The organism is Asanoa sp. NPDC049573, assembly GCF_040676615.1.
Lineage (GTDB): Bacteria > Actinomycetota > Actinomycetes > Mycobacteriales > Micromonosporaceae > Asanoa.
In genome coordinates, this window is the sequence record NZ_JBFAPI010000002.1 from 511,489 (window position 1) to 530,286 (window position 18,798).

The 18,798-nt window shown below is 71.0% G+C and carries 25 protein-coding genes; 10 read left to right on the top strand and 15 right to left on the bottom strand.

Annotated elements, in window-relative coordinates:
* Nucleotides 1–61 precede the first annotated feature (61 nt).
* The 3 genes from AB0J74_RS05995 to AB0J74_RS06005 are packed head-to-tail and all read right to left on the bottom strand — an operon-like array spanning nucleotide 62 to nucleotide 2,214.
* The gene (locus AB0J74_RS05995; protein ID WP_363445144.1) at nucleotides 62–1,246 is read right to left on the bottom strand and encodes a hypothetical protein; all 1,185 of its coding nucleotides are present in this window, start codon (nucleotides 1,244–1,246) and stop codon (nucleotides 62–64) included.
* Nucleotides 1,243–1,725, bottom strand: a complete 483-nt coding sequence (locus tag AB0J74_RS06000; RefSeq protein ID WP_363445146.1) for a hypothetical protein — start codon at nucleotides 1,723–1,725, stop codon at nucleotides 1,243–1,245. The genes AB0J74_RS05995 and AB0J74_RS06000 overlap by 4 nt, the downstream gene beginning before the upstream one ends.
* Before the next feature lie 6 nt (nucleotides 1,726–1,731).
* Complete coding sequence (locus AB0J74_RS06005; RefSeq protein WP_363445147.1) at nucleotides 1,732–2,214, bottom strand: hypothetical protein; 483 nt, start codon at nucleotides 2,212–2,214, stop codon at nucleotides 1,732–1,734.
* Nucleotides 2,215–3,094: 880 nt separating this feature from the next.
* Here AB0J74_RS06005 and AB0J74_RS06010 point away from each other — a divergent pair.
* Nucleotides 3,095–3,619, top strand: a complete 525-nt coding sequence (locus tag AB0J74_RS06010; RefSeq protein ID WP_363445149.1) for a hypothetical protein — start codon at nucleotides 3,095–3,097, stop codon at nucleotides 3,617–3,619.
* Nucleotides 3,620–3,673: 54 nt separating this feature from the next.
* Here the strand turns inward: AB0J74_RS06010 and AB0J74_RS06015 are convergent, their stop codons facing one another.
* A complete protein-coding gene (locus tag AB0J74_RS06015; protein WP_363445151.1) occupies nucleotides 3,674–4,156 on the bottom strand; it encodes a GNAT family N-acetyltransferase in 483 nt (160 codons plus the stop codon).
* 46 nt (nucleotides 4,157–4,202) lie between these two features.
* Here AB0J74_RS06015 and AB0J74_RS06020 point away from each other — a divergent pair, with 46 nt between their 5' ends.
* Genes AB0J74_RS06020 through AB0J74_RS06040 form a run of 5 tightly spaced genes read left to right on the top strand, consistent with a single transcriptional unit; the run spans nucleotide 4,203 to nucleotide 6,846 of the window.
* Nucleotides 4,203–4,583, top strand: a complete 381-nt coding sequence (locus tag AB0J74_RS06020; protein ID WP_363445153.1) for an MmcQ/YjbR family DNA-binding protein — start codon at nucleotides 4,203–4,205, stop codon at nucleotides 4,581–4,583.
* Nucleotides 4,584–4,639: 56 nt separating this feature from the next.
* The gene (locus tag AB0J74_RS06025; protein WP_363445155.1) at nucleotides 4,640–4,846 is read left to right on the top strand and encodes a hypothetical protein; all 207 of its coding nucleotides are present in this window, start codon (nucleotides 4,640–4,642) and stop codon (nucleotides 4,844–4,846) included.
* A 46-nt stretch (nucleotides 4,847–4,892) separates the two neighbouring features.
* Nucleotides 4,893–5,207: a DUF2516 family protein gene (locus AB0J74_RS06030; RefSeq protein ID WP_363445157.1), complete on the top strand. Its 315-nt coding sequence runs from the start codon at nucleotides 4,893–4,895 to the stop codon at nucleotides 5,205–5,207.
* Nucleotides 5,204–6,097, top strand: a complete 894-nt coding sequence (locus AB0J74_RS06035; RefSeq protein ID WP_363445159.1) for an alpha/beta fold hydrolase — start codon at nucleotides 5,204–5,206, stop codon at nucleotides 6,095–6,097. The genes AB0J74_RS06030 and AB0J74_RS06035 overlap by 4 nt, the downstream gene beginning before the upstream one ends.
* A gap of 11 nt (nucleotides 6,098–6,108) precedes the next feature.
* Nucleotides 6,109–6,846 carry an alanyl-tRNA editing protein gene (locus tag AB0J74_RS06040; protein WP_363445161.1) on the top strand — a complete coding sequence of 246 codons (738 nt, stop codon included), beginning with the start codon at nucleotides 6,109–6,111 and terminating at the stop codon, nucleotides 6,844–6,846.
* 63 nt (nucleotides 6,847–6,909) lie between these two features.
* On the opposite strand, the gene AB0J74_RS06045 is transcribed toward AB0J74_RS06040, so the two are convergent.
* From AB0J74_RS06045 to AB0J74_RS06075, 7 genes are all read right to left on the bottom strand, one after another.
* Entirely contained in the window at nucleotides 6,910–7,476 is a 567-nt protein-coding gene (locus AB0J74_RS06045; RefSeq protein ID WP_363445163.1) for a hypothetical protein, read from the bottom strand.
* Nucleotides 7,476–8,075 carry a helix-turn-helix transcriptional regulator gene (locus AB0J74_RS06050; protein WP_363445165.1) on the bottom strand — a complete coding sequence of 200 codons (600 nt, stop codon included), beginning with the start codon at nucleotides 8,073–8,075 and terminating at the stop codon, nucleotides 7,476–7,478. The genes AB0J74_RS06045 and AB0J74_RS06050 overlap by 1 nt, the downstream gene beginning before the upstream one ends.
* 74 nt (nucleotides 8,076–8,149) lie before the next feature.
* Nucleotides 8,150–9,100 (bottom strand): asparaginase, encoded by a 951-nt coding sequence (locus AB0J74_RS06055; protein ID WP_363445166.1) that lies wholly within the window; start codon nucleotides 9,098–9,100, stop codon nucleotides 8,150–8,152.
* Nucleotides 9,101–9,122: 22 nt separating this feature from the next.
* On the bottom strand, nucleotides 9,123–9,962 hold the full coding sequence (locus AB0J74_RS06060; RefSeq protein WP_363445168.1) for a 3-keto-5-aminohexanoate cleavage protein: 840 nt from the start codon (nucleotides 9,960–9,962) through the stop codon (nucleotides 9,123–9,125).
* A 22-nt stretch (nucleotides 9,963–9,984) separates the two neighbouring features.
* On the bottom strand, nucleotides 9,985–11,070 hold the full coding sequence (locus AB0J74_RS06065) for a folate-binding protein (protein WP_363445170.1): 1,086 nt from the start codon (nucleotides 11,068–11,070) through the stop codon (nucleotides 9,985–9,987).
* A complete protein-coding gene (locus AB0J74_RS06070; protein WP_363445172.1) occupies nucleotides 11,067–11,495 on the bottom strand; it encodes a Fur family transcriptional regulator in 429 nt (142 codons plus the stop codon). The genes AB0J74_RS06065 and AB0J74_RS06070 overlap by 4 nt, the downstream gene beginning before the upstream one ends.
* Nucleotides 11,496–11,518: 23 nt before the next feature.
* Nucleotides 11,519–12,169, bottom strand: a complete 651-nt coding sequence (locus AB0J74_RS06075; RefSeq protein WP_363445174.1) for a helix-turn-helix domain-containing protein — start codon at nucleotides 12,167–12,169, stop codon at nucleotides 11,519–11,521.
* Between the two features lie 129 nt (nucleotides 12,170–12,298).
* On the opposite strand from AB0J74_RS06075, the gene AB0J74_RS06080 reads away from it, so the two are divergent.
* Nucleotides 12,299–13,732, top strand: a complete 1,434-nt coding sequence (locus tag AB0J74_RS06080) for an MFS transporter (protein ID WP_363445176.1) — start codon at nucleotides 12,299–12,301, stop codon at nucleotides 13,730–13,732.
* Between the two features lie 47 nt (nucleotides 13,733–13,779).
* Here the strand turns inward: AB0J74_RS06080 and AB0J74_RS06085 are convergent, their stop codons facing one another.
* Nucleotides 13,780–14,400 (bottom strand): SAM-dependent methyltransferase, encoded by a 621-nt coding sequence (locus AB0J74_RS06085; RefSeq protein WP_363445178.1) that lies wholly within the window; start codon nucleotides 14,398–14,400, stop codon nucleotides 13,780–13,782.
* Nucleotides 14,400–14,762: a DsrE family protein gene (locus AB0J74_RS06090; RefSeq protein ID WP_363445180.1), complete on the bottom strand. Its 363-nt coding sequence runs from the start codon at nucleotides 14,760–14,762 to the stop codon at nucleotides 14,400–14,402. The genes AB0J74_RS06085 and AB0J74_RS06090 overlap by 1 nt, the downstream gene beginning before the upstream one ends.
* Nucleotides 14,763–14,785: 23 nt before the next feature.
* On the opposite strand from AB0J74_RS06090, the gene mtfM reads away from it, so the two are divergent.
* Both mtfM and AB0J74_RS06100 read left to right on the top strand, forming a co-directional pair.
* The gene (gene mtfM / locus AB0J74_RS06095; protein WP_275408206.1) at nucleotides 14,786–14,890 is read left to right on the top strand and encodes a small membrane protein MtfM; all 105 of its coding nucleotides are present in this window, start codon (nucleotides 14,786–14,788) and stop codon (nucleotides 14,888–14,890) included.
* A complete protein-coding gene (locus AB0J74_RS06100; protein ID WP_363445475.1) occupies nucleotides 14,887–15,480 on the top strand; it encodes an FABP family protein in 594 nt (197 codons plus the stop codon). Before mtfM ends, AB0J74_RS06100 begins: the two co-directional genes overlap by 4 nt.
* On the opposite strand, the gene AB0J74_RS06105 is transcribed toward AB0J74_RS06100, so the two are convergent.
* Nucleotides 15,461–16,015, bottom strand: coding sequence for a dihydrofolate reductase family protein (locus AB0J74_RS06105; RefSeq protein WP_363445182.1), 555 nt, complete (start codon nucleotides 16,013–16,015; stop codon nucleotides 15,461–15,463). The genes AB0J74_RS06100 and AB0J74_RS06105 overlap by 20 nt on opposite strands.
* 107 nt (nucleotides 16,016–16,122) lie before the next feature.
* Here AB0J74_RS06105 and AB0J74_RS06110 point away from each other — a divergent pair, with 107 nt between their 5' ends.
* Complete coding sequence (locus AB0J74_RS06110; protein WP_363445184.1) at nucleotides 16,123–16,728, top strand: response regulator transcription factor; 606 nt, start codon at nucleotides 16,123–16,125, stop codon at nucleotides 16,726–16,728.
* Here AB0J74_RS06110 and AB0J74_RS06115 read toward each other — a convergent pair.
* Nucleotides 16,615–18,771 carry a histidine kinase gene (locus AB0J74_RS06115; protein ID WP_363445186.1) on the bottom strand — a complete coding sequence of 719 codons (2,157 nt, stop codon included), beginning with the start codon at nucleotides 18,769–18,771 and terminating at the stop codon, nucleotides 16,615–16,617. The two genes, AB0J74_RS06110 and AB0J74_RS06115, sit on opposite strands and share 114 nt — an antisense overlap.
* Between the last annotated feature and the right edge of the window lie 27 nt (nucleotides 18,772–18,798).

Genomic DNA, 18,798 nt, shown 5'->3' on the forward strand with positions numbered 1-18,798 from the left:
GCCGCTGCCAGGTTACGGCCGGTCAGCTCCCAGGTCGTCAGATCCTCGTCGACCTTCCCGGTCACACCGCCGCGAGGAGCACGACGGCCGGGTCACCGGTCGCCGTAGGCGTGACCTGGGCGGTCGCCGCCGGCGTCCCGGCGGCGCCGGTGTCGGTCAGCGGTGTCTCCGGCTGCCCCTCGGTGGGCCCACCCGGATCGGTGCCGCCGGTCGGCGGGTCGGTCACGGTCTCCTCGGTGCCGCTGCTCGGCTCCGTGGGGCTGGGCGTATCACCGGGCCCGCTCGGCCCCGTCGTCTCGGGCTCCTGCGCCGGCTGCCCCGGGCTGGTCTCGGTGGGCTGCGCCGGCGCGGGCGCCGCTTCGTCGGGCCCCGGCGCCACCTGCGGCGCACCGACCGTGACGACGATCCGACCCTGCCCGGCGGCGAGCGTCGCGGTGAAGGTGGTGTCGGCCGCGACCGTCTGATCCGGCACGGCCAGCGGCCCGAACACCCGCGTGGTCCCGTCGTCGACGGTGAGCGCGGCGGAATGGCCCGGCCGGGAGGCCTTGGCCACCACGGTGACCGCTTTCTCCTTGCCGTCCCAACCCTTGATGATCGAGTCGGGGTCGACCGGCGCACTCCCGGCATAGGTCAGCGTGTCGTCCTTGCCGAGCACACCGTCCGCGCCGGGTTGCAGCGTCCACATCGGCGGTTGGTTGGCCAGTTCGGTGGTGGCGACGGTCGGGTCGGCGGGGTCACCGAGTCGCACGACCGCGGGCCCGGCGGCGGGACCGGCGGACTTGACGACCAGCGGGTCGGGAATTACCACCGCCTTGCCGTCGGCGGCCACGAGCACCGCGTCGCTCTTCTCGCTCTCGGGCCCGGTCCAGCCGGCTTTGACCGGCACCACCGTGTATCGCCACGATCCGGCCGGCACCTTCGAGTCGGTGCAGGTCTCCTTGGCGACGTTCTCCTCGCAGTCGCCGTGCGGCCGCTGCGCGGCGCCGCTCAGGTCGTACCGCTTGATCCGATAGCTGTCGACCTTGCGTTCACCGAATGTGTTGGGCGTCCAGGAGACCGTGACGAGGTTGCCGTCGGCCGCGACCACCGGTTTGTTGCCCTTGGACAGGGTCGCCGTTCCAGCGGTCAGCACGACCTCTTCGCTCTGCACGCGCCACGCGGCGATGGCCGCGCCGGCACCGGCGACCAGGGTGACGGCCGCGATTCCGCCGAGCACGGCCGGAGAGGTGGCGATCAGTCGCTTCACTTGTTCACCTTCGTCGCTACACCGGTGATCCGGATGGTGAAGGTGGCCCCCACGCATTGGTCGGTCACCGAAATGGGCATCCGGAACGGGATCGAACCGGCTTGGCGCGCCTCGAGGGCGCGCACCGTCAGTGGCAGATCGCCCTGGTGTGGGCCGGCGGTCAGGTTGCCCGGGCGGGCCGGGCACTCCCGCCGGGAGCTCTCGGCCACCTCGGCGCCGAGGCTGGTGATCCGCAGGTCGAACGGGTAGGGGTTGCGCACCAGCACCGGCACCGACCGCTCTGCCCCCGGATAGAGGCCGGAGACCGGCGCGCCTTCCACGGTGAAGGTGCGCGGCCCGTCGGGTCGCAGGCCCGGCCAGGGCCGGCCCGCGCCGGACAGGCGCAGGTCGGCCCCGGCTGGTTGGGCGGCCGAACCGGCCGCCACGCCCACCAGGGTGAGCGCCAGTGCGACGGCGCCGAGCGCCGTGGGCAGTTTCACCGGCTCTTAGTCCGGCAGGCTCACGCCGGCCAGCGCGAGCGTGATCTCGAAGGACGCGCCCTGGCACGACTGCGGCGCGCTGTCGACCATCTCGACGGCGTCTTGGACCACGAAGGTTTTCGTGCCGCCGTCGCCGTCGACCCGCTGGGCGATCGCAGACTTGGTCGGCTTGAGCCGCACGCTGCTCGCCGCGCATCCGGCCTTGGCGTGTGCCGCGTCGACGGTGACCCGCGGATCCTGCGAGAACGACTGCACCTCGACGGCGAACTCGTTGGGGTTGGTGACGCTGACCTCGATGGCCGCACTGCCGCCCGGGAAGAGGTGACCCGTCGGCCTGGCCGTAGCTTGCAACGCGGTCACCTCCGAGGCGGCCACGGTCGCCGTCGCGCTTCCGGTGACCGACCACGCCGCCCAGGCCACACTGGCGATGCCGGCGATGATGACGACGACCAGGGTGATGACGGCGGTGCGCTGAGAGACGTTGCGCATAGGACGTTCGCTCCTACCGAGTGCGGTTTCGACGGCTCGGCGGTCAGGCCGCGTTGTGGCCGGAGTGGCTGGCAGTCGCCACGAGATTTGAGCCGACGCGGCCGCGCGGACTGGCGGACTTCGCCCCGATCTCGACGCGCGGTGGCATACCGGAAGGTCCTTTCAAAGCGGTGCTCAATTGGGCGAAAGAAAATCTCGATGGCGCCGGCCCGGTGGAGGCGGTCCGGCGCCGAGAACAACAATGCCCGAGGCCACGCTTTCTGCTCAACAAGCAACCGTCCCACCTTCTCTGTGCACAAATTCCCCAACTAGGCCCTGACGGCCTAACCCCTTAGAGCGACCCAATATGCCCGTTAAGTCCGCTTTAAAGACGTTTCGTGATCGCGAAGATGTGCCCTGACCTGCGAAAACACCTGGCTACCACATCGTTTCCGGCCCCACCAGCGGAGTACGCCCATAGCGCCCCTGACCTGCTGCTTCAGCGGATCTTCGATTTTTCCGAGCCGTTCTCGCAAACCGTCGGCGCTCTGCTCTTCGGCGGTCGCCGAGAGCAATTCTCAGCACCACTCAATTCCTAATAGGCGCGCTTAACAAGCGCGGAATCCCGACACCCATGTCGAGCATTAATCGCGTTATTGCCTCGTCACCTATTCAGGGTCATCCAGTCCGGCGGCGCCATTCACCTGGTCCGACCGGCAGAACCGCTTGTCGGTGAACAACCAGGGACCGTGTTCTCTATGCCGACATTCGACCTGGATACGGCAAAGTTGCTCGTGTCGCCAGTACGGCCCATCGGGACCGGCAACGGCGATCCCGCCCATTTCCCCGCTGGTCCCCGACTTGCCGGTCAAGCCAGCAAGCCCCGAAAGGCACTCTCCCAATGCAGAAGCGAAACAAGCGAATCCTCGCCGCATCCCTTGCTGTAGCTGGCGTTCTCGGCGCAGGCGGCGTTGCCTACGCGTTCAGCGAGTTCGTGAACACCGGGCCTGTGTCCGGCTCAGCAGCCGACATGGCGCCGTTGACGGTCGGGATCACGTCCACCGAGTACAAGGCGGGGGAGACCTCGCTGTGGCCGGGCGCTAATCACAAGGCCAGCATCGTCATGACGGTCAACAACTCCAACGAGGTCCCGGTAAAGGTCACCAACACTGACGTTCAGAACGTGAGCTTCACGATTGGCGGACCCGCCGGCTGCACCACTGCGCTGAACGTCGGCGCTGTCAGCATCGATGACGGCGCCGGCGGATCCGGGAACAACGTCACGGTGCCGGCGAAGTCCGGGGGCGTTGATGGCACGGCGACGATCCGAATCGTCGAGGTGGTTTGGCTCGCCGACAGCGCCCCTAACGATTGCCAGGGCAAGGCACTGACGTCGAAGTGGAAGGTGACCGCGAACTCCCTCTAATCGTCGGCAGGGCACGCGCCCCGCATCTCTTCGGAGGTGCGGGGCGCTTTCGCGCTAGCCGACCGCCTTGACGTAGCGGTGGCAAGGGACCTGGATCGGACCGTCGGCGGTGCTGGCTGGGTAGTCGAACAACCCCGCGTCGGACCAGCCGCTTCGTTCGTAGAAGCTTCGGGCCCGCGCGTTGCCCGGCGCCACCGCCAGCCAGGCCTCCCGATAACCCTCGGCCGCGACCAGTCGCTCGGCCTCCGCGAGCAGCACCCCCGCGACGCCGGAACCACGGTGGGCCCGGGCCACGTACACCTGCTCGACCTCGTCATCTACCACCATCACGAAGCCGGCCACCGCCTCGCCGACGACTGCGACCGTCGTGTGCGGCAATCCCTCGACCGCACGGATCTGGAACGACTCCGGCGTGCGGAGGGCGACCAAGGCATCCGGCACATTGCCGAGATGGCCGTCGGCCCAGCCCAACCGCCAGATCGACGCGATCGTGTCGGCGTCGTCGTCTGAAGCCGGGCGGAGGGTTACGTTCGGCATGCGCCGAGGCTACGGAAGTGTCGGAGGGCGGCGCTACGGTCTTTCCGTGTCCGCGCCAGGCGACGTGCCACCGCAGGTTCTTGACCGGCTTCGGCCGGTCTGTCTCGGGCTGCCCGAGGCCTACGAAGAGGCGGCCTGGGTCGGGGTGCGCTGGCGGATCCGGCAGCGCACCTTCGCCCACGTCTACACCCTCGACCCCGACCATCCCCGGGCCCGCGGCAAGCCGCTGGTCGTGATGACCTTCCGGGCCCCTGACGACGAGGTCGCCGCATTCGCCAACGGGGGGCCTCCCTACTTCCGGGCCGACTGGGGCGGCAACGTGGTCGGCATCACGTTCGGCCGCCGCACCGATTGGGTCGAGGTGGGTGAGTTGCTGACCGAGAGCTACCGCATCATGGCGCCGAAGAAGTTGGGGGCGCTGGTCTAAGGGCAGATCGGCGCGATTTGGCTGCGGGTCTGAGATCGCCCAGCGATGATCGGAGCATGGCAAAAGCGTGGATTCCGGTCATCGGCGGGCCGCAAGACGGCACTCAGATCGAGGTGCCGATCACCGACGGCCTGCCGCCGAGCCCGTTGACCCACGAGTGGCGCTGGACCGGGCCTGACGGCGACGTCAAGGTCACCGAGACCTACGTCGCCGATGACGCGCCCGGCAGTGAACCGCCGTGGCGCTACATCCCCGAGCGCTGACGGCGCGCGGCACCCAGGTCGCCGTCGCGGAAGTACGCTTAGGGGCATGCCCACGAGCGCGCCTATCTTCTACGACAATGTCCTGGGCGGCATCAACATATTTTTCCTGGTCCTCTCGCTGGTGCTGATCGGTGTGGCGTTCGTGCACTGCCTGACCCAACGCACCGACGCCTTCCCGGCGATCGGCACCCTGCCCAAGGGCGGCTGGCTGGCCATCCTGGGCATCTGCCTGCTGCTGTCATTGCTGCCGTTCGGCACGTTCAGCCTGTTCCGGCTGGTCGGCATCGGCGCCGCACTTGTCTACCTGCTCGACGTGCGGGTCGGGCTCAAAGACCTGACTGACGGCAAAGGCTTCTGGTGAGGGACTTCCGCTGGCCACCACCGCCCGACGGTGGCCCGCGGACCTACGGCCCCGGCCCGAGCGCACCGCGCAGCGGGCGCCCGACGCTGCCCGAGCCCGAAACCGAGCTGGTGGCGACCCCACACGGGGTGCGCCTCGAGCGCCTCGTCACCGGCACCGGCACCCCGACCACGGTGTTCGCCCACGGCCTGGCCAACGGCATCGCGGTCACCCGCCCGCTGGGCAGCGCCGTCGACGGGCGCAGGGTCTTCTTCCAGTTCCGCGGCCACGGCCGGTCCGACGCGCCCGCCGGGCCCTGGACCTACGCCGACCTGGCCCGTGACCTGCGGGCGATCGCCGACCTGTCGGGTGCGACCCGGGCGCTCGGGGTCAGCCTCGGCGCGGGGGCGCTGACCCGACTGGTGGCCGACAGCCCCGACCGGTTCGATCGGCTGGTCTTCTTCCTGCCCGCGGTGCTCGACCTGCCGCGCCCGGCCGCCGTCAAGATCCGGCTGGCCACCCTGGCCGCCGCTGTCGAGGCGGGCGACGTCTCCGCAGTCGCCGACGCGATCTCCACGGAGATCCCGCCCAACCTGCGCGGCACCCCGGCCATCTGGGCCTACCTGCGGCAGCGGATCGACCAGTTGATGCGCGACGGCCTGGCCGCCGACCTGGCCTCGCTGGCCGAAGAGGTGGCCATCGCCGATCCGACGCGGCTCAACCGGGTCGCTGCCCGCGCCCTGGTGATCGGCTGCGCCGGCGACGAGTTGCACCCGGTCGCGGTCGCCGAGCGGCTCGCCGCCGTGCTGCCCAACGCCACGCTGCACGTCTACGACCGGCCCGGCGTGCTCTGGACAGCGCGGGCCGACCTGCGTGCCCGGATCTCCGAGTTCCTCAACGCGCCGGAGTAGTCTGCCCGGTCATGGGCGTTTCCGAACATGGCCGCACACACCGTCTCGACCTGAGCGACCCGACGCTGCGCGAGTGGGAGTGCACGGTGCTGCACTCGTCGCCCGACGAGGGCATCGTGCTGGACCGCTCGGCCTTCTACCCCGGTGGCGGCGGCCAGCCGCCGGACCACGGCACCCTGCTCTGGCAGGGCACCCAGACCCGGATCGTCGGCACCCGCAAGGGTGACGACCTCTACCTGCTGCCCGCCGAGGGCGACCCGCTGCCGCCGGCCGGCACCGCGGTCACCGGCGCTGTCGAAGACGCCCGCCGCACGATGCTGATGCGCACCCACTCCGGGCTGCACGTGCTCTGCGGCGTGGTGTTCCGCGACTTCGGCGCGCTGGTCACCGGCGGCAACATGGAGCCGGGCGAGGCGCGGATGGACTTCAACCTGCCCGAGGTGCCGCCCGACTTCAAGGTCAAGCTGGAGGAGCTGGTCAACACCGAGGTCACCGCCGACCGGGCGGTCGCCGTGAAGGTGCTGCCGCGGGCGGAGGCGCTGGTGTTGCCCGACATCATCCGCACCCAGTCCAACCTGATCCCCGCCGACGAGCAGGAGATCCGGATCGTCGACATCGTCGGCCTCGACGTGCAGGCCGACGGCGGCACACACGTCGCGTCGACCCGCCAGATCGGCCGGGTCCAGGTCGTCAAGGTCGAAAGCAAGGGCAAGGCCAATCGGCGGGTACGCGTACGCATCGCCGACTGATCCCAGGCACGCGAAGAGGGGACCGGCCGGCCGGGTCGGTCCCCTCTTTCGCGACGCGTGCCGCTACTTGGTGTTGGGGGTGGTGTTCTTCTTCGGCGGGGTGACGGTCTTCTTCGCGATCGGCTTGGTCTCCGACGTGCCGAGGCCGCCGTGGCCGTTGCTGCTGGGCGTGTGCCCGTTGCTCTCCGGCTTGGCCGGCTTCTCGGTCTCGATCATGTCGGCCTGCACCGTGTCGGCCGCCTGCACCACACCGGTGCCAACGACCTTCTCGCCACGCGCGACGAGCTGGGTGTAGAACGAGATCGCCCGCTCCTGGAGCTCCTGCGCTCCGACGGCGAACTGCCCGGCCTGCCGCATGGCGAGATCGCGCAGCCGGTCCATGTCGAGGTCTTCCTTGCGCAGCTTGACCGCCCGCTCGTTGGCCTGCCGGTAGGCCGCGGTGGCCCGCTTCTGCAGCTCGGCGGTCGTGGTGATCACCTGCTGGCGCAGCTCAGCGCCGTTGTTGGCGGCCTTGTCACCCAGGTCGTTGGCGTAGGCCGGCAGCTTGAGCAGCTGGCGGAACGCCAACTCCCCGGCGCCGGCGGCCGCGTACAACGGTGCCGGAATGCGGGTCGTCTTCGGCTGGGACATCAGTTCTCCTCCTCGGCGGCCCTTGGTGCCGCCTTCTTCACGGCCTTCTTGGCCGTTTTCTTGACCACCGGCCGGCTCTTCGCCGGCGGTGTTGGGGTGGCTTCTGGTTCGCCGGGCCAGCCGGTCGGGGCCTCCGCGGGCCCACCGGCGGCCCGACCGGCCGCGGCCGCGGCGGCGTCGGCTGCGCGGGCGGCAAGGGCGGCCGCCTCACTCGCGGCTTCGGCCTGCTTGGCCGTCTCCGCTTCCGCTTCCGCGTGGCGCGCGTTCTCGCGGCGGAACGTCTCGTAGATCTGGCTGAGCGACTGCTTCTGCGCGATCGTGAGCTCGGAGTCGGCGGCGATCGCGGTCAGCACGCCATACCCCTCCTTCTCCTCCAGCAGGCCGGCGCGCAGATACATCACCGGGGTGGAGACCCGCAGTGCGCTGGCGAGCTGTTGAAGCACCTCGGCGCTGGGCTTGCGCAGCCCGCGCTCGACCTGGCTCAGGTAGGGGTTGCTGACGCCCGCCTGCTCGGCGAGCTGCCGGAGCGAGATCTGCGCGTTACGCCGCAGATCGCGGATGAACCCGCCGACGTCGCGGGGCAGATCTTTCGAGGGCATGGGTACGACGGTAGCGCCGCCTGCTAGCTCCTGCAAGCGAAACGCTAACCGCAGTTAGCAAAGTGTCGTGCGTCTCACCAGAGGCTGCGCAGCTCTCCCACTCGCGTTCCGCCGCCGAGAACCGCCACGTCAGCGACCTCTTCCAGGGCCGCACCGGTGACGCCGATCCGGCGCAGCGCCGAGACCAGCACCGGCCGGTTGCCCCGGTGGGCACCGTCGTCCATCTTGATCGCCACCGCACCCGCACCGGGCACGGCGACCGCCATGACCCCCTCGGCCCCGGCCTTGACGAGCATCCCGGGAACGGCCCGCATGAGGTTGCTCTCCGTGGTGTCGCGCCCGGAGACCAGGTCGGGGTTGGCCCGCATCGCGTCGGCCGGTCCTGACTCGACAGTGCCGTCGACCAGCCGCAGGAAGCCCCGAGCCAGCGCGGTCAACGAGAGACCGAGCAGCGGGGCGCCACAACCGTCGACGGCCGTGGCCACGATCTCCTCGCCGGCGACGTCGGCCACCGCGGCGGCCAGCGCCTGTTGCAGCGGGTGTTCGGGCTGCAGATAGCCCTCGGTCGGCCAACCGGCGGCCTGGCAGGTCAACAGCATGCCGGTGTGTTTGCCGGAGCAGTTCATCTGGATCCGCGACGGGCCGCCGCCGGCCCGGATCACGTCGGCGGCCGCGGCCGGGTCGAGCGGCATGTCGGGCGGGCAGCGCAGCGCCGACTCGTCGAGGCCGGCCTTCCACAGCAGCGCCTGGACGCGGCTGACGTGGATGTCCTGGCCCCAGTGGCTAGCGCAGACCAGGGCCAGGTCGGCCGGGTCGCCGAGGCGCAGGCCCGAACGGAGCATGCCGATCGCCTGCATGGGCTTGTTGGACGAACGCGGGAACATCGGCGACTCGACGTCGCCGGCGGTGGCGACGGTCGTGCCGGTCGTGTCGAGGACCACCACGGAACCGTGGTGGTAACCCTCCGGGAAGCCGGAACGAACGACCTCGGCGAGGCGTACGCCGCCTTCGTAGAACTTGCCCATGCCAGCGACCGTACCTCTCGGCTCAGCGGCTGGTCGGCAGACCGAGCAGCTCACGCGCGTCCAGCGGGGTCATCGGCGGGCGCTGGGCCAGTTGCGCGAAGCCGACCGCGCGGGCGACGAGTTGCATGTTGGACTCGACCGGGCGGCCCTTGGCGTAGGTGACCGTGTCTTCCATGCCGACCCGCAGGTGCCCGCCGGCCGACAGCGACGCGAGCAGCACCGGGATCGCCGTGCGGCCGATGCCGGTGGCCGAGAACGTGGTGCCCTCGGGCAGGTTGCGCACCTCGTTGGCGCAGGCGACCAGCGCGGCGGTGGTGCCCGGCATCCCGCCCGGCACGCCCATCACGAAGTCGACGTGCACGTGCCCGCCGGCCGGCAGCCCGTGCTTGCCGAGCAGCCGCTCCAGCGCGGCGAGGTGGCCGAGGTCGAAGATCTCGTATTCAGGGACGATGCCCCGCTCCTGCATCCGGGTGTGCAGGTCGACGATGAACTCCCAGCGGTTGAGGAACACGTCGTCGCCGAAGTTGACCGTGCCCATCGTGCAGGAGGCCATGTCGGGGGCGGCGTCGAGCACTCGCAGCCGGTCGGCCTCCGGGTCGGTGACCGCGCCACCGCTGGAGAGCTGCACGATCAGGTCGGTCGACTCGCGCAGCGCCGTGACGGTCTCCCGCAGCCGGCCGAGGTCGAGCGTCGGCCGGGCCTGCTCGTCGCGGATGTGCACGTGGATCACCGAGGCGCCGAGCGCCGCACATTCCTTGGCGGTCAGGACCAGCTCGTCGAGCGTGACCGGAAGAGCCGGCACGTCGGCCTTGGCCGACTCGGCCCCGGTCGGCGCCACCGTGATCAACGTCGTTGTTGTCATGGCGCGATCCTAGAACGACCCCTTACGGCAGGTCGATCGCCGCGGTCGACTCGCCGACCTTGAGCGGGGCGTCGTCGGCCACGTTGCGCTTGAGCACGGCCAGCGCGACCGCGCCGAGTTCGTGATGGCGCACGGCGGTGCCGACGAAGCCGACCGTGCGGCCGTCGACGGTGACCTCGGTGCCCCGGGCCGGCGGCTGGTCGGTGGTGACGCCGTCGAGGTGCAGCAGGACCAGGCGGCGCGGCGGGCGGCCGAGGTGGTGCACCCGCGCGACGGTCTCCTGGCCGCGGTAGCAACCCTTGTCGAGGTGCACGGCCGGCGCGATCAGGTCGACCTCGGCGGGAATGGTGCGGTGGTCCGTCTCCCAGCCGAGCCGCGGAATGCGCGCGGCGACCCGGGTGGCCTCGTAGGCCCACAGGCCCGCCGGTGCGACGCCCCGGTCGCGGACGGCCTGCGTCATCGCCCCGAACTGGTCGCGTGGCACCAGGAAGTCGACGCCGAGCGCGGTGCGCCGGGCGAAGCCGCCGCCGGGCAGCGGGCGCACGTCGTAGATCGTGGTGGGCCGCGGCGGCGCGTCGCCGGCCGAGAACTTGGCGCCCGGTACGGCGACCGCGTCGGGCTCGCGCAACGTGCCCAGGCTCTCGTCGAGCTTGGCCGCGGCGGCGACGGCGTTGGGGCCGACCAGCGAGAACATCGCGTATTCGGCGCTCGCGTCGCGCGGGTCGACCTTGGTGAAGAACCGCATCATCTCGAGGTATTTCAGGAGACCCGCGGTCGCGCCCGGCTCGGTGTCGAGCCAGGTGGTGGTGCCGTCCTCGGCGACCACCGCGTGCTGCTCGACGTGCCCGTGCGGGGACAGCACCAGCAGCTCACTGCCCTGCCCGGCCCGGAGGTCGGCGAGGTGCTGGGTGGTCAGGGTGTGCAGCCAGGAGGCCCGCTCCTCGCCCGGCACGGCGATGATCCCCCGGTTGGAACGGTCGACCAGCCCGACGTCGGTGGCGAGCAGGCGCTGCTCGCGCATCGGGTCGCCGTAGTGTGCGGCCACCCCGCGGTCGGCGCTGTCTTCGTCGATCGCCTCGACAGCGACTGCACCGGGTGTCTCGATCATGCTTGCTCCTGCCCCTCACAACCGCCGCAGTCGCCGAACAGCGCCACGTGCCCGACGTCGACCCGGAAGCCGCGATCGGCAGCCAACTGGTCGACCAGCGGCTGCAGGACCGCCGGGTCAACCTCGGTCACCTCGCCACACGACCGACACACCAGGTGGACGTGTTGATGGCCGCCCGCCGCGTGGTACGTCGGTGAACCGTGCGAGAGGTGCGTATGGGTAACCAACCCGATGTCTTCGAGCAGTTCCAGCGTGCGGTAGATCGTGGTGATGTTCACACCCGCGGCCGTCTCGCGGACGGCGTTGTGCACCTGCTCGGGAGTGGCGTGGCCCAATTGGTAGACGGCTTCCAGGACGAGTTGCCGCTGCGCGGTCAGCCGCAGGCCCCGCGCGCGGAGAACTTCGGCAAGCGAGGAATCCGACACCTTCGAATGATAGTTCGCCGCTGTCAGACCTCGGTCTTCTTGGTCCAGCGGCCGGCGAACTCGCCGACGTAGGGCGCCGGGCCGGGCAGCGGGGCGGCGTCCGGCTGGAAGATGCCGGCCAGCAGCAGCGCCAGGTAGCGGCGGCGGAGTTGGCCGCGGCGCTCGTCGTCGCCGAAGCGGATGGCCGCGATCATCTCGAAGATCTGGCCCAGGTCGGCCAGGGCGAAGTCGGGCCGGACCACGCGCGCCTCGTGCAGGCGCTCGACCAGGTGTTGGTTGAGTTCGCCGGCCCGGATCGCGCCGCGGGTGTGCTCGTCGGTGGGGTGGAACGTGCCGGCCAGCCGCTGGGTCAGCGAGTGCGTGTCGGCGTCGACCACCCGAACCATGAAGGTCGTGAACGCCTCGGCCGGATCGGCCCCGGCGTCGAGCGCGGCGTTGGCCTCTTCGGCGATCGCGACGTAGGCCAGCAGACCGTCCAGGCACAGCTTGGCCAGCAGTTCCTCTTTGCTCGGGTAGCGGCGGTAGAGGGCGCTGATCCCGACGCCGGCCTTCTGCGCCACGGCGGCGATCGGCGCGGACGGGTCGGCGACGAAGACCTCGCGGGCGGCATCGAGGATCACCGCGTCGTTGCGTGCGGCCTGGGCTCGCCGGCCGCTCAGCGGGATGGTCGTCATGGCAGACAACGCTATCACCTATGCGGAACGAAGAGTTCTGTTCTGGTCGGTTCGAATTGCTGGAACGGATCGTTCCGCTCTGCTACTCTCATGACGGAACAGTTCATTCCGCTCCGCTCGGAGGTTGCTGTGAGCACCGTCGTCCTCGAACCCCTCGCCCCGCCAGCGCCCGCGCCCGCCACCCCGGCCGGCCAGCCGCGCCGCTGGCTCGGCCTCTTCGCGATCCTGGCCGCGACGATCATGAATCTGCTCGACACCACGGTGGTCAACGTCGGCGCCCCCGCGATCCAGGCTTCCCTCGGCGGCAGCTTCACCAGCCTGCAGTGGATCGCGGCGTCCTACACGCTGGCGCTCGCGGTCGGGCTGCTGACCGGCGGACGGCTCGGTGACATGTTCGGGCGGCGGCGGGTGCTGCTGGTCGGCGTCGTCGGCTTCGTCAGCGCCTCGCTGCTCTGCGCCGTGGCCTGGTCGCCGGAGAGCCTGATCGCGGCCCGCGTGGTGCAGGGCCTGTTCGCGGCCGTGATGGTGCCGCAGGGCTTCGGGTTGATCCGCGACCTCTTCCCGCCCCGCGAGATCGGCAAGGCGTTCGGCACCTTCGGCCCGATCATCGGCTTCTCGACGATCCTCGGCCCGGTCGTGGCCGGCGCGCTGATCGACGCCGACCTGTTCGGGACCGGCTGGCGGATGGTGTTCGCGATCAACCTGCCGCTCGGCATCTTCGCGCTGCTGGCCGGTCGGGCCGCGCTGCCCGCGGCACCGGCGAGCCGGGCACGCACCCGCCTCGACGTGACGGGCGCCGTGACCGCCGCGGTCGGCATGGTGTTGCTGGTGTTCCCGCTGGTGCAGGGTCGGGAACTGGGCTGGCCGCTGTGGACCTTCGCGATGATGGTCGCGTCTGTGCCGGTGTTCGGCGCGTTCGCGGTGCGGCAACTGCGCCGGACGCGGGCCGGCTCGGGTCGGCACCCGCTCGTCGAGTTGAGCGTCTTCACGCGCCGCTCGTACACCTCGGGCGTGCTGTTCGTGGTGGTGTTCTTCGGTGCGATCGCCGGGTTCTCGCTGGCCGTCGGGATGTTCCTGCAACTCGTGCTCGGCTACAGCCCGATGAAGGCCAGCCTGACCATGGCGGCGTGGGCGGTCGGCGCGTTCCTCGGCTCGGGCTTCGGCAGCACGATGATGCACCGGCTCGGCCGGCGGATCCTCCACATCGGACTGGCGTTGATGCTGGTCGGGATCGGCGTGCTCTACCCGGTGTTCCAGCTCGAGGGCGTGGGCACCCGCGAGCTGCTGGCGCCACTTCTGGTCTACGGCGTCGGGATGGGCATGATCTTCGTGCCGCTGTTCGACATCATCATGGGCGAGGTGCGTGACCACGAGGTCGGCTCGGCCTCCGGGATCCTCGAGTCGCTGCAGCAGCTCGGCGCGGCGCTGGGCATCGCGATCCTCGGGACGGTCTTCTTCAGCCACGTCGACGTGGGCGTGGAGCGGGTGACGCTGATCGCGTTCGGCCTGACCGCGGCGACGTTCGCCGTGGGCTTCCTACTCCCGAAGAAGGCCCGCCGCTGACCGCTGGTGTCCTTGAAACCGGGCCCTCCGCGACGGAGGGCCCGGTTTCAGCGCTGGAAGGCGAACAACCGATGGCCGGCGACGAGCGGCCGGGCCGCGCCGACGAACCGGTGCACGCCGAGCCCGAAGCGGGCGTCCCGCGGAGAGACGAACACCTGCTCGAACCCCGCCGACTCGAACCACTCGCAGATCTGCGGCACGAGATCCGGGGCGCCGCGATGCCGGGTCCAGACGACCATGCCGCCCGGAGCCACGAAAGACGGTGCCGCGGCCACCGTGGCGGCCACGTCGACGTCGGAGATGTTGCCGAACACGCCGCAGAACAGCGCCAGTCGCGCCGGCACGGCACCGACGTAGGGGTCGGTCCAGCCGGCGTCGGCGGTGACCACCTCGACCCGTGACGGCAGGGGCTCGGCGGCCACCCGGGCCGACTCGCACAGCACCGGGTCGAGCTCGACCAGCCGCGCCGAGACGTCGGCGGCGCGCGGATGGTCGGCCAGCACGCCGAGCAGGTCGCGCCCCTCCCCCGCGCACATGCTCACCACGGGGATCGGCCCGGCCGGAGCCGCGGTCAGCGCCGCCCGGATCTGGGCCTGCACCGCCAGCAACCGCTGAGACAGGCTCGACGCCGGGTCGGCGTATGCGGAATGCCACCGCACCCAGTCCATCAGTACACCAACGCCTGCACGCCGTCGACCAGGCACTCCTCGACGAAGGCGGCCGCGCCCGCGATGCGTACGCCCGGAATGAGGTCTGCCTCGGTCATCTCCCGGCGCGCGGCGCACTGGGTGCACAGCGTGACCCGCCCACCGGCCAACACCGCGGCGAGCAGGTCGGCCAGCGGTGCCGAGTGCGGCAACTCGAACGTCTCCGCCCGGCCGGGGAGCGCGAACCAGGCCGATTCGCCGGTCAGCCACAATGAGACGTCGGCGCCCGCGGCCACGGCCGTGGCGGCGACGGTGAAGGCCTGGGCACACCGCTCCGGCGCGTCCGCCCCGGCGGTGACCTTGACGATCAGCGTACGAGCCATTGCCTCAGCATAGGATCGTTCGCGTGGTGACCGAGATCGGGTTCGTCAGCCTGCTCGTGGCGGGCTTTGGCGCGCTGGCGGGTGGCCTGGTCTACCTGGCAGCACGCGTAGCAAGGGGCAGATGGTGACCGACGAGAACCCGATCGCACCCCCGCCGTGGCTCAACGCCCCGCCGGTGGAGCCATATCCGTTCGTGGAGACCTACGACCTCCGCGAGGGCCCGGACCTGCACCCCGCCCTGCAGCCGCTGCTGCCCTACGTCGGCCTGTGGCGCGGCCGTGGGCGGGGCGGTTTTCCGACGATCGAAGACTTCGACTACGGCCAGGAAATCAAGATCACCCACGACGGGCGGCCGTTCCTCTACTACGAGTCGCGGGCCTGGGTGATCGGCGAAGACAACCTGCCGGTCAAGCCGGCCGGCCGGGAGTCGGGCTGGTGGCGCCCCGTCATCGTCGACGGCAAGGGCACCGGCGAACTCGAGGTCATGTTCACCACGCCGAGCGGCATCATGGAGATGCACATCGGCAAGATCGACGGCACCCGCGTCGAGATGGCGACCGACCTGGTCCTGCGCACCCCGACGGCAAAAGAGGTCACCGCCGGCCACCGCCTCTTCGGCATCGTCGAGGGTGCGCTGCTCTACGCACAGGACATGGCCGCCGTCGGTCAGGCGATGTCGCCACACCTGTCGGCCCGCCTCATCCGCGTCGGCGGCTGACCCGGTAGCTGAGCACGACGACACCCGACTCGAACGTCGTGGTGTCGACGTGCTCGAGCGCGGCGACACTGTCCGGCCCGAACAGCGGCTGCCCGCTGCCCTTGATGACCGGGTAGAGCCAGACGCGGTACTCGTCGAGCAGCCCGTGCGCCGCCAGGTCGTCGGTGAGCCGGCCGTTGCCCCAGATCAGGATGTCCTTGCCGGGCCGGTTCTTCAGCTCGGTCACCCGCTCGTGCAGTTCGTCGGCCGGGATGATGCTGGAGTTGTGCCAGTCGGCCGGTTCGCGCAGGGTCGACGAGACGGCGAACTTCTCGATGCTGTTCACGTGGTCGCCGTAGGGATTGCCGCCCATCGCCGGCCAGGCCTGCGCCATGCCCTCGTAGGTGACCCGGCCCAGCAGCAGCGTGTCGGCGCCGAGGGCGAGTTCGAGCGCGTACTTCATGGCGTCCGGGCTGTTGTGCTTCATCGACCACAGGTGCGGGTTGTCGATGAAGCCGTCGAGCGTCGCGTATGTCGAGGCGATGATCCTGCGCATCGTCGTTCTCCTTCCACCGGCCCGGCTGTCGGGCGTGTGGATAGAGTTCCTGTCCAGGCATCCCCGCGGGTAGTGCGGCGCTCAGCGACTCCGGATGAGGAACTCACATGATCAAAGTGATGATCGCCGAGGATGTCCGGCTGCTGCGCGAGTCGTTGGCGGCGGTGCTCGAACTCGAAGACGACCTGACGGTGGTGGCCACCGTGGAACGCGGCGACGAGATCCTCGACGCCGCCACCCGGGTGCGGCCAGACGTCGCCCTGCTCGACATCGACCTGCCCGGGCTCGACGGCATCTCGGCCGCGCAGCTGCTGCGGGAACGGCTGCCGGACTGCCGCACGGTGGTGGTGACGGGCCTGTCCCGGCCCGACCACCTGCGCCGGGCACTGGCCGCCGGCGTCTCGGGCTTTCTGCTCAAGCACTCGGCGCCGCAGACCCTCGTGGACGCGATCCGGAAGATCGCCGCGGGCGATCGGGTGATCGACCCTCAGCTCGCGCTGGCCGCGCTGGAGACCCCGGACAATCCGTTGCCCGCGCGGGAGGTGGACGTGCTGCGACTGGCCGCGACCGGCGCCGGACCCGACGAGATCGCCGGCGTGCTATTCCTCAGCGTGGGTACGGTGCGCAACTACCTCTCGTCGGCGATCACCCGGCTCGACGCGCGCAACCGGGTCGACGCGATCCGCATCGCGACCGACCAGGGCTGGCTTTGACGGCACGGTCGCGACGAGCGTGAAGCGATCGCCGGCGGCTTCGGCGGTGAGCCGTCCGCCCAGGGCGCCCAGCCGACCGCTGAGGCTCTCCAGCCCCATGCCGGGGCTCGGCTCCCCGGCCCCCTCGGCACCGTCGTTGGCGATCGACAGCCGGACCGCGGTGGCGGTGCGCCCGACGCTCAGCCAGCAGCGCCGCGCCGAACTGTGCCGCAGCAGGTTGGTGACCGCCTCGCGGAGCACGATCGAGAGCACCAGGTCGGTCTGCCGGTCCAGCGGCCCCGGCGCGATCTCGCCGGTGACCGCGATGCCGGCATCGGACAGCGCGGCCAGGGCGGTGCGGCCTTCGGCTTCGACGGTCATCGCCGGATATCCCAGCGCGACCGACTCGAGCTCGGCCAGGGCCCGCTCGGCCGCCTCGACGCCCGCGGCCAGCTCGGCCCGGGCCCGCCCGGCGTCGCGATCGATCAGGCGGACCGCCAACTCGTTCTTCAACACCAGCACGGAAAGGCTGAATCCGAACAGGTCGTGCAGGTCCCGCGCGAACCTCAGCCGCTCGTGCACCACCGCGGCCCGCGCCAACTCGGCCCGCGCCGCCACCAGCCGGGCCGTCAGGCCGGCCATGCCGGCGAGGGCGAACACCAGCAGCGCCCGCTCGCCGGACCAGACCGCCTCGTAGGCCAGGCCCAGGGCCGTCGGCACGCCCATGTTGGCGTCCCACAGGAACAGCACCGCGTCGAGGCCGACCAGCGGAACGGTCACGAACCAGCGCAGCGGGCCGCGAAGCAGCACGAGGGTCAGGCCCGGCAGGAAGTACGCCACGTGCCAGACCGGGAAGGCGAGCACGGCCAGCGGCGCGACGGCCAGCAGCCCGGTGGCGAGCAGGATCGCCGGCCACCAGCGCGGTCGTCCGCCGGTGCGCACCGGCAGGCAGCCGGCCAGGTAACAGGCGACGAAGGCGGTCAGCGCCAGCGCCAGCAGGGCCCATTCGCCGGCCGACAGGCCGACCCGCGCCGCCCACCGCAGCTCGGTCGGGACGATCATGAGCAGGACCGCCGTGATGCCGAGCGCCGCCACACCAGCGGTGCCGAGGTCGGCCGCCGGATGGCGCGCGGTGGCGGTATCGGTGCCGGGGTCGGGAGCGGCGTCGGTGGCTTCGGCCGTCGAGGCCGAGGTCGCGGTCGACGTCGAGGCCGCGGTGACGGTCGACGTCGAAGTCGCGGTCACGGTCGCGGTCGCGGTTGCGGTTGCGGTTGCGGTCGCGGTCGCGGTCGCGGTCGCGGTCGCGGTCGCGGTCGCGGTCGGCGTCAACGTCGCGGCGCGGTAGTCGTGGGCGACCGAACGTGTGTCGTTGAGCGCCGCGCGGGCCATGGTGAGTGCCTGGTCCAACTCGACCCGCACGGCGGCGGTGTCCGGCCGGGCCAGAACGGCTTCGCTGTGGCGGATCAGCCGGCGCATGGTGGCACCGACCCGCTCGTTGAGCTCACGACCGAACGCCAGTCGTTGCCGGGCCACCTCCGCGGCGGCCAACGCCAGCCTGGTGTCGCTCACGTCGGTGACCAGGTCGGCCAGGCGGGCGACCGTGTAGAGCGCGACGCCCACGAAGGCCGTGTGACCCACCGCCAGATAGAGCGCCTCGCCGATCGTCGGCCGGACCGGCAGCGCCAGGCCGAACTGTGCGACCACGACGAGGCCGAAACCGGCCCAGGCCAGCCTCGGCGGGCGGATCAGCAACAGCAGCGCCGCGGCCAGGAACCCTGAGTTGCCGTACCAGGTGTCGGCGAACCAGATCATGCCGGCGCCGGTCAGCACGGCCTGGGCCGCGATCGTCCATCGCCACCCGGCGGGGCGGCTGCCGTCGACCGGGCGGACGCAGTTGCGCACGTGCAGGAGGACCAGCGCGCCCAGCAGCGCGAGCGCCATCGGCCGATGGGCGGTCGGCTGGGCGCTGTCGAGGATGCCGACGAGCCCACCGAAGCCGAAGCCCAGGGCGAGCGCCGTCGCCGCCAGCCGGGCGAGCCACAGCTCCGGGTTGGTCCTGGACATCGCGGGAGCCTATCGATGTCGGGCCCG